The 6,274-nt window shown below is 72.8% G+C and carries 3 protein-coding genes and 1 pseudogene; all 4 read right to left on the bottom strand.

The genetic code is table 11. The features are described from left to right. Positions 1 to 144, bottom strand: a pseudogene (locus tag FPV16_RS23545) (DUF2793 domain-containing protein); the annotation flags it as partial. Between the two features lie 36 nt (positions 145 to 180). Further along, positions 181 to 4,089 carry a glycoside hydrolase/phage tail family protein gene (locus FPV16_RS23540; RefSeq protein ID WP_227440958.1) on the bottom strand — a complete coding sequence of 1,303 codons (3,909 nt, stop codon included), beginning with the start codon at positions 4,087 to 4,089 and terminating at the stop codon, positions 181 to 183. Between the two features lie 822 nt (positions 4,090 to 4,911). Beyond that, the gene (locus FPV16_RS23535) at positions 4,912 to 5,358 is read right to left on the bottom strand and encodes an NlpC/P60 family protein (RefSeq protein WP_227440957.1); all 447 of its coding nucleotides are present in this window, start codon (positions 5,356 to 5,358) and stop codon (positions 4,912 to 4,914) included. Positions 5,359 to 5,377: 19 nt separating this feature from the next. Then, positions 5,378 to 6,271 carry a DUF2163 domain-containing protein gene (locus FPV16_RS23530; protein ID WP_227440956.1) on the bottom strand — a complete coding sequence of 298 codons (894 nt, stop codon included), beginning with the start codon at positions 6,269 to 6,271 and terminating at the stop codon, positions 5,378 to 5,380. Positions 6,272 to 6,274 lie beyond the last annotated feature (3 nt).

Raw genomic sequence — 6,274 nt, 5'->3', positions numbered from 1 at the left:
CGGCGGGGCCGTGAGGTCCTTGTCGAGGCAGGCGAGTTGCACGAGCCTGTCGAGGACCACCAGGGCCTCGTTGTGGGTCACGTGTTTTCCCGCCTGCGCCGCCGCGATCAACGGCAGGGCGAGGTTGTCTGTCGTCTGCGACATGGGGTGACTCCGGGTCGGTCGGGTCGGTCGGGTCGCTCAGGTGGAGCGGACGGGCAGGAGGGCACGGCGGCTCGGGCCGGGTCCGGCGACGGTCCCGACCTGGGCGACGCTCACGTCGAGGCGGGTCTGCGGCGCGCCGAAATCGGCGGTCTCGTCGGCGGCGGCGTAGAGAAGCGTCGGCTCTGTCGTCCGGGCGGTGCGCAGGGTCGAGCCGTCCGCCGCGCGGATCTCGACGAGATAGGTCTCGCCCGGTTCGTCCTGCGGGATGTCCACCGGCTCCCAGCCATCCGCGTCCCGCCGCGCCCGGCGGAGCCAGGACAGCCTGATCCCGCCGGCCTCGCGCCGCGCGGCCGGATGCACCGGGGCGAGCGGACGAAGCGGCAGCAGGCCGGCGCTCGCCTGCAGCTCGACATAACTCGGATCGCCGGGGTCGCGGGCGGCCGGCCCGATCCGGTAGCGGAACGGGCGGCCCGCCTCGTCGAGCCGGTCCACCAGGGGCACGACCGCCCCGTCGTCGAGGCGCACCACGAGGCAGCCGGCCGGATTCGCGCGCCGGCTCAGATCCTCGCTCCCCATCAGGCCGCGCAGCAGGCGGCTGAGGCGATAGGTGCCGGGGCCGATCAGTTCGGCGCCCGCCGCCGCGATGATCTCGATTCGTCCATCCCCGCCCACGAGGGCGAACAGGTTGCCGCCCGAGAGCGCATCGTCCTCAGCAATCGAGGACAGGGCGCCGGCATGGCGCAGGCGCACATCGAGACGGGTTCCCCGGTCGAAGCGCCAGAGCGGTCCCGGCGGCAGCGCGGTCAGCGTCTCGCCAAGGCAGGCGGGATAATCGACGATCCGGTGCAGGCCGAGGGGGCCGTCCGTGCCGGCCGAGCGCCAGACGGCCATCTCGCCGGGCCAGGGATCGGCCGAGACCGCGAGGTAGTGCAGGATTGTCGGGCTGCCCCTGTCCACCGGCAGGTCGAGGACGCGGGCGAAGGGTCGCCCGGCCATGGACGGCGGCGGCCGGTATCGCCTGTCGTCGGGGCTTCGGTTCGCGCCGAGGCGAGAGCTATGGACCGGCACGGCGCGGGTCTCGATCCGCCGCGCGCCGGCGCTGTCGGCGATCCGCACGATCCGATGCGGCAGCCGCGCGCCGGGCAGGGCCAGGAGGTCGCCGGGCATCAGGTCGAGACGGCGCGGGCTGACCCCGAAACTCGCGCTGTCGCGCCCGGCGATGGCGGTGTCGAGAAGCGCTTCGGCCAGCGCTTCGGCGCTCCCCCGGCGGGTCACGATGGGGGCGTCGGCGTTGCTTTCGCGCCGCCTCAGGCCGGTGGGGCGGATCGCCGAGGCGGTGGCTTTCCGGTAATCGGCGCTCTGCCCGTCACAGAAGGCGAGGGTGAGCGCGCGGGGCAGTTCGGATTCCTCGGCGCGGACGAAGCTCAGGGGCGCCCGGTCCCGCTCCGCGAGCACGAGATCGGCGGCCGCCAGGACGATCGGGCTCTCGCGGCGCGGGCCGCGAATGTCGAGCCTGCCGCCCACCGCCGAGACGTCGAGGCCGTAGACCTGGGCCAGGGGTTCCAGGGCGCCGCGCGCCGACATCGGCCGGTCGATGACATAGCCGTCGAGAAAGGCATCGGCGGCGATCCGGGCCGGTGCGGTGATGCCGAGATCGGCGAGGATCGCGCCGATCAGGCGGTCGAGCTCCAGCCCCTCGATCCGTCCTGTGATCCAGTGACCCAGGGACCAGTTCTCCGCATCCGCCCAGACCGTGTCGAAATCCGGGAAGGCCGGGAAGGGCCGCGCGTCCCAGCACCAGACGAAGACGGAGGAAGGCGACACCATCGGGCCGCCATAGACCGGGGAGACCGGGTTGTGAGCCGGCTCGAAACCCGGCAGCGCTGGATCGAAGCGGGTCAGGATCGCGGTGAGGCCGCGGGCCTGGATCAGGTCGTCGCGGACATTGGCGGAGAAGGGCGGCGCGGCGTTCTCGGAGGATTTCGCGTCGGGAAAGACGTTGGGGCCGTTGGTGCCCCTGTCCACGGCGGGCACGCCGATCTCGGTGAGCCAGATCGGCTTGGATCGGGGGATCCAGGCCGTGGTGCCGGTCTCGATCCCGCCGTCGCGCTCCCGATGCGGGTTCGACCACCAGGAGACGAGGTCCTTGGCCCGGTAGATCCAGGGTTTGGCCGCCGCGCCGTCGGTGATCGGTGTGCGCAGCTGCGCGCGGCGGTCGGCGTCATTGGCATAGTACCAGTCGAAGGCCTCCCCAGCCCCGAGCCGGCGCTTGAGATAGGCCATGTCGTAGAGGCTGTCGGTCTCGGCGAGGTCGGCATGGTCCGCGCCGTCGCGCCAGTCGCTGATCGGCGGGTAGTAATCGATGCCCACCGCCGCGATGGCGGGATCGGAAAACAGCGCGTCGAGGGGGAACCGCACGGTCGCCCCGCCGTCGCGGACATGGGCGCCGTATTCGGTCCAATCGGCGGCGTAGACCAGGGCGACGCCGGCCCCGAGGCGGGCGCGCACCTCATGCGCCAGGGTTTTGAACGCCTCCACCGCCGGATAGCGCCCGGCCTCGCCCCGCACGCGGGTGAGGCTCGGGAACTCGCTGCCGATGATGAAGCCGGACAAGTGAACGCCGTCCGCCGCCCAGGCGGCGGCGAGGTCGGCGTAATGCAGGAGGAAGCGGCGATAACCGTCGGGATTGTGGAAGAAGGCCGCCACCTGCGTCGCCGCGGCGGCGGTCCCGTCCGGGCTGCCCGGCTGGTCGGGGGCCGGGACACAGGTGATGCGCCCGCGCCAGGGATAGGGCGGCTGATGGAGGGCGCCGGCATCGCGCGGATCGGGCAGGCCGTTGCCGGCGGGCACATCCATCATCACGAACGGGTAGAGCACGACCTCGAGACCGCGCCGGCGCAGCTCGGCGACGAGGCGTCCGAGCCCGGCATCGGAGGGGGTTCCGCCATAGGCGACGCCCCCGGTCGGCGCGGTCGAGACCGTCTCCACCTCCTCGCGGGTCAGGCCGGCGACGCTCCACGTGTCGCCGAGGGTCGTCTTGTCCGGCCGGTCGACCTTGGGCGTCACCGTGCATTGGCCGGCGCGCAGATCGCTCCCGAACCAGCTCGCCACCACTGAGACGCGGGCGAGGCGCGGGCACAGGGCCTGGAGCGCGTCGAGGGAGGCGGTGACGTCGCTCGCTTCCTGGAACTGGAACCGGTTGGCCGCCCGCGTGGCGCCGAAACCCGCATCCTCGGTGACCGGGCGGGGGTCGAGGCCGAACTCCGTCGACCCGGGGATGAGGCAGACCGCGCGGATCATGCCCGCGAGCCCCTCCACGGGGCGGATCACCTCGAAGGCGAGTTGCGGCACCCGGTTGCCGAACTCGGCGAGCGCCAGCCGCTCGAACACGATATAGGCGAGGCCGCGATAGGCCGGTGCCCGGTCGGCGCCCTCCTTGGCGACGATGAGCGGATCGGGTGCCTGGTCGGCGCCGCCCCGGTGCAGGCGGTGGTTCAGGGTGGTGAGGTCGATCTCGCGGCCATCGGCCCAGACCCGGCGGACATGGGCGATCTCGCCCTCGCACAGCCCCACCGCGAGGTCGGCGAAATAGGCATAGGTCGTGGTCACGGTCTTCTGACCGCCGCCGCCCTTGCCCCCGGACGCGGCGCGCTGGACGCTGGTATTGGCCACTTCCAGCGGGCGCGTCGCCCAGATCAGCGTCCCGCCGACCTTGGCGCGGCCATAGACCCGCTTGATCGGCTCGCCCTCCGTGGAGGCGAGCCCGGCCACATCGGCGAGGCGCGGGCCTTCCACGACGCGCGGCCCGGCCCGCGACCCGAACACGGCGCTGTCGATCGCGCCGCCGGCCACGGCGCCGAGCGTGCTGAGCACCGCCCCGCCGATCGGGCCACCGAGCGCGGTCCCGAGAGCCGCCCCGGCCGTCTGCAGGATGAGCGTGGCCATGCGGGAGGGCTCCGGGACGGGAGGGCTAAAGGATCAGGGGCACTCAGTTCATTGCGCCAGTTCGCGCGCATCGCCTCTTCCCGCGCGCGGGAAGAGGGACGTGTCTCCCCCTCGTCGGGGAGCACGTCGAGGCGTCAGCCGAGGGTGAGGGGGCTCATTCGGATGAGGCTCACTCGGAGCCGCCCCCTCACCCTCGCTCCGCTCGTCACAGGCACGGCGAGGTGCCTGTGACCCTCTCCCCGCGTGCGGGGAGAGGGGGGAGTGCGCATCCTGTACGGGGGCGGGACGCCTACCGTCGTTGCCCGAGGTTGGTGGCCACGCCGGTCGGTGCGCATCCCCTCGCCCCGCTTGCGGGGAGAGGGACGTGTCTCCCCCTCGCTGGGGAGCACGTCGAGGCGTCAGCCGACGGTGAGGGGGCTCATTCGGATGAGGCTCACTCGGAGCCGCCCCCTCACCCTCGCTCCGCTCGTCACAGGCACGACAAGGTGCCTGTGACCCTCTCCCCGCGTGCGGGGAGAGGGGGAAGTGCGCGTCCTGTACGGGGGCGGGACGCCTACCGTCGTTGCCCGAGGTTGGTGGCCACGCCGGTCGGTGCGCATCTCCTCGCCCCGCTTGCGGGGAGAGGGACGTGTCTCCCCCTCGTCGGGGAGCACGTCGAGGCGGCAGCCGACGGTGAGGGGGCTCATTCGGATGAGGCTCACTCGGAGCCGCCCCCTCACCCTCGCTCCGCTCGTCACAGGCACGGCGAGGTGCCTGTGACCCTCTCCCCGCGTGCGGGGAGAGGCGATGCGCACGACCGTCCGTCGCGTTGCATTCCCGCTATCAGGCGCCCGGAAACCGGAACACATGCGCCAGATGCCGGCGCCACCATCGGGTGACGGCGACCTCCGTCACCGCCGCCCCGTCATGGGCGTGGATCATCGTCCCGGCCCCGCTGGCGATGGCGCAGTGCTTGGCCGGCAGATGGGAGCGGAAGGCGAAGAGCAGGACGTCGCCGGCCTCGGGTTCGTATCCGGCGTCGGGGCGGGGCAGGGCGACGAGATGGCGCCGGGCCGCCTCCGCCATCGGGTCGGTGCCACCGGCGGCGGATTCCGCCCAGGACGCCGAATAGGGCGGCGCGGTCTCGGGCTCCGGGCCGAGGAGCCCGCGCCAGATTCCCCGCACTAGGCCGAGGCAATCGCAGCCGACGCCCTTGAGCGAGGCCTGGTGCCGATAGGGCGTGCCGATCCAGCCCCGTGCCTCGGCGACGATCCGGTCGGAGCTTGCCATGACGGTCTCCTTTGCCGGCTCAGCGAAACAGGCTGCCGCCGTCGAGGGCGGCGCCTGTGCCGGCGGTGCCGCGGATGACGAAGTCGTTGCCGGGCATGTGCGGGAAGCCCTGGAAGTTCACGGCATTGGAAAAGGTGGCCGCGCAGGTGGAGAGGCGCTTGTCGCAGCCGGCCGTGAGCGTGAAGGCGTCTCCCGCCATGACGGCGCGGGGCGGCTCCTGCCAGAGGGTGATCCGGGCGCCGCCATCGGCCGGCGCGTGAGACCGGACATCGTTGGCGAGCCCGGCATTCGCGCCCGAATTCCAGCTGAGCCGCCCGCCGGTGAAGCGGCCGGCGGGGAAGGTGCCGGCCAGGGCCACCGGCATCTCGCCGGGCTGTGCCGGCGCGAGGACGGTCCCGCTGGTGCGGTAGCGCGGATCGGCGAGATCGACCCGGCAGCGCGCATCGCCGAGATCGGCGCCGCAGGTGGCGCGGAAGGTCCGTCCGCGTTCCTCGTCGAGGCGGTCCATCAATCCGCGCAGTTCCGCCACGAAGGCGGTGCCGGCCCGGCGGATTTCGCCGATCGTGCCGATGTCGAGGAGGAGGCGCGTCCCCGGATCGGTCCAGTCCACGAGCCAGGTCTCGACGCCCGCCGCGTCGTAGAGCCCGCCCGCCACGTCCGCGTCGGCGATGCCCAGCGACGTCAGCGCTCCGGCCACCTCGCCGCCGCCCACGGCGAAGCCGAGCTCCGCGCTCGCCTCGGCGGCCTCGAGTCCCGAGCGCGCGGCGAAGGTGATGCCGGAAAAGGCGAGGTCGCGATCGTGGTCGGTGAAACCGAGGGTGAGGCCGTCGCGGCGGGTCAGCGACCAGCAATGACACAGGGTGGTGGACCCGCCGGCGAGATGCGCGGCAAGGGCGGCGGGGATGTCGCGCATGAT

It is taken from the genome of Methylobacterium sp. W2 (assembly GCF_020662345.1).
Classification (GTDB): domain Bacteria; phylum Pseudomonadota; class Alphaproteobacteria; order Rhizobiales; family Beijerinckiaceae; genus Methylobacterium.
The sequence above is the reverse complement of the archived record's forward strand: the minus strand, read 5'-3'. Positions and strand labels throughout refer to the sequence as shown.